At 40.8% G+C, this 3,856-nt stretch carries 1 protein-coding gene; it reads left to right on the top strand.

What is annotated here, in order from left to right:
- The coding region (locus ACKPQ4_RS04095; protein WP_407679934.1) for an InlB B-repeat-containing protein at positions 1-3,856 on the top strand (3,856 nt) is incomplete at both ends.

Below are 3,856 nucleotides of genomic sequence, written 5' to 3'. Positions count from 1 at the left end.
TCAATTAAACATCCTTGCTTCAATTGGGGGTCAAACAACTGGACCATCAAGCTTTACCATCCAAGAATCTCCGCTAATCACAGCGATTGCCAACGAGGGCTGGGATTTTAGCCATTGGACAGGTGACATAAGTTATTTATCAGACCCAAATTCTTCCGCGACCTACATTCAGGATAATGCTGAGCTTGAACTTAAGGATCTCTCCTTTACAGCCCAATTCATTCGAGAAATCTACCAATTACATGTATCAAAAACGGGTGAGGGTGCCTTTGACTTATTCGTAGATAACCTTCCAATCGTTGAACAATCTACTCAACACTCCGGTACTTATGATTCGGCCTCCAGGCTTACAGTAAAGGCCTCACCCGCAAGTGGTTGGAAGTTCTCTCAATGGAACGGATTACCAAGCCCATCAGAACTATTGGATGCCGAATCTTCGCTTAATCCTTTAATTCAAGAAATTGATTTTGTACCAGCATATGATCTTAACATATCTGCTCAGTTTTTAAGAAACTCCTATTCCTTGAATGTTACTTCTTCATATGGAGGTACATCCGAGGGCACTGGTTCTTTCCAATTTGAAGATACGGTTAATATTTCTGCTCAAGCGGATATGCATTACCAATTTGATCGTTGGGCTGGCGATACTGGTAGCCTTGTTAATCATGCTACTAATCCGAATAATCAAATACGGATACCTGATTCCAATAGCACTCTTTCCGCAGAGTTCATACCCCAAATTTACCAAGTAAACAGGTTCGCCGATAATAACGGCAGCCTAGAGATAACCTCTACATTTGACGGTATAACCCACTCAGACAGTACCGACCATAATGCAACTTCGGCAGTTTCTGTCACCGCTGTACCGAAAGATGCAGCTACCCATATGCTTTCATACCTGTATTGGGAGAATAGTTTGAATGAAAGCGGATATTCTTATTCTGCCGAATTCAACATTCCTTTCCTAGACGCAAATTATTCAGTTTGGGCATTCTTTACTGATCGTAAAGAGGTCGGTTACAGCCTTTTTGCCAAACCACCCTATGCAGGATCAGTTGGGGAGAATTCTGATTATAGTTCTGAACAAATCCAGCGTATTACAGCCTCTTCATACCCTGGATATAGTTTTCTCGGATGGAAAAGTGCTAATGGGGAAACCTTTTCTCCTCACTGGAGCTTACCAACAGTAGATAGCCAATTAGGTGAAAACTCTGAGATTTCCGGCCACTTTACTAGAAATTCGCACTCCATGCATTTAGAATTCAACACTACTCAAGGTGAAGTGAGTAATTTTTCTGAATTAATTGACTCTGGTGATTACCTGAACATCTCAGCCGAACCAAAACAAAATTATGAATTTGTAAATTGGGAACTATTAAAGGAAGCAACTTTCAATGTCTCCCAGTCCGGTTCATCTCTTTACCCTTCTGACAATCGTATATTTATAAATAACCGAGAGGCTCCCACCCTTACTCTTGTCCGAGGATTTACCTATTATTTTGAATGTGATCTCCAAAACAATGAGACATTCTATCTATCCTCAACCCGAAAAGACGCAGAAAATTCAGTCTTTGTATCTGGAATTACGGATAATCAATCCTCATCAGGAAAATTTACCTTTCTCGTTCCTGCAGATGCTCCAAGCTTACTCTATTACCATGCTTCCGGCTCAAATTATTCCGGCAATGAAATAAAAGTAATTAGCCTGGAAGACTCAGAAATATTAACCTCGCCGAGCGCCAAAGATTTAAATTTGCGGATTACCTTTGATTTTGGTTTGCGTGCTAACTTTGAACATACCCGACATTCACTCTCCGCCAATTCGATTGGCCAGGGTAATATTGAATTCACTAACCAAGGCATTTATTTTTGGGGAGATGAGATAGCAATTTCTGCATCTCCATCAGATCATTGGTATTTTTCACATTGGCAAGGAAGTCCAAATTTTCTCGATTCATCTGCACCCAGTACCGTACTTCGCATTTTAGAAGATACCGAGGTATCTGCAGTATTTAAACCTGTTCAGTACATTATTGATGCCAACTCTTCTCCCTCTGACTATGGTATTGTTGGCTTTTCGGGGGACAGCTTTTCCTATGGTGATGATTTATCAATTACTGCATCACCTGCCATGGGGAAACAATTTGATGGCTGGATTAATTTGCAGAACCTATCTACAGAAGACCAAGATGGTCTGATTAGCCCAACAACCACTTTCAAAGTACTTGGAAATGCAAAACTAACTGCTTCGTTTTCTCGAATTGTTATGGATGTTGAGACACAAGCGCTTGTACTCGATCAAAATAATCAGCCAATTCCAGGTGATTTAGGAGGAACCATTCAAAAGCCTGCTGTTATTTACCATGGGGATCAGGTCAATTTAGAATTTATTAATTCCACGGGATATACCTTTCTTTACTGGGTTGATCTAACTACCGGTACTGTTGTCACAACTCAGAAAGGTTTTTCAGTTTCAATTACTGAAAATCGCCAGTTCCAGGCTGTTTTACGGAAAAAACATTATGAGCTTGCCCTAAATCCTGATGGCAATGGATCGGTTTCTTATTCTGGTCAAACTCCCCACTACTGGGAAGATACAATAGATCTTCAGGCAATTGCCGATGAGCACTGGTCTTTTGTTGAATGGTCCGGTGTGGGCAGCGAAAATATTGCCGATAAAGAAAATCCCAATACCACCCTAATAGTAAGGGGAGATTCTATTATTTCAGCTATATTTAAGCAAAATGACTATTCCATTAACTTTTCTGCATATCCTATCGCTCATGGTACAACCAAAGTCATAAACAATCAGGAAGCTTTTCATTTTGGCGACCTTATTACTGTTCAAGCAAATCCGAGAGCAGGAAAAGTTTTCCACTCCTGGACGATTGAAGCAAATGCCACAAAAGCAAGCCAATCTTCTTACGCTGACAATCCATTTAGCTTTAATCTTACCGGAAATGCTAAATTGACTGCTAAATTCGAACCGATGGAATGGAATGTTACCCACTCAGTAATTGTAGTGGACGAGTTCCAAGAACCTGTGGATGGGGCTTTTGGTGGCCGAATCCTCGGCGGCAAGACATTCTATGACGAAGATATTGCAGAATTTGGAATTTCTTTAAGTAATGGATACAAACTTTTTCGATGGAAGAACGAGGATAATGGCGAGGTCCTATCTTCTGAAAGTATATATTCACACGAAATGTTCGCGAATCTAAACCTAACTGCATTGGTAAAAAGAAGAGAATATCAAGCCGAATTAGTAACTAGTCCGGCAATTGGAGGAAATGCGATGTGGGGTGATAACTTTATTTCCGAAAAATTTGATAAGGATGATTTATCCTATGGGGAAGAAATCGAAATCTCTGCCACGGCAGAGAATGGATACCGCTTCGTAAAATGGGAAGCCACTGGTACAATTTTATCTTCCCCTAGCCAACCGGAACAATTGATTACCATTGGTAATGATGTCAAACTGACTGCCTATTTTGCACCCGAAGGATTAGTTAATTTAAGCCTTAGCTCAGATCCTGTAGGTGCTTCCTCTTATCTATACGGTGGAGGAAGCTTTGAATATGATCCTAATCATGCCATCCTTGCCATGGCAAAAGACGGTTACCTTTTTTCCCATTGGAGTTTAAATGGTTCTATTGCTGAAGGAATTGTTCGAGATGCCTATTCAGCAACTACCTCTGTATCCCTCGATAGCGACAAGGCACTCACCGCTATATTCGTGTTAGATCCAAATGCTACGACGACCGATGACAACTCCAATAACCTTTATCTTCTAAATGTTTATTCTGATAATACAAGTTCTGGAACTGCGAGTGGTTCCGGTTTTTTCCGGGGATGG

This window comes from Candidatus Chordibacter forsetii, assembly GCF_964187505.1.
Taxonomy (GTDB): domain Bacteria; phylum Verrucomicrobiota; class Verrucomicrobiia; order Opitutales; family Seribacteraceae; genus Chordibacter; species Chordibacter forsetii.
The sequence above is the reverse complement of the archived record's forward strand: the minus strand, read 5'-3'. Positions and strand labels throughout refer to the sequence as shown.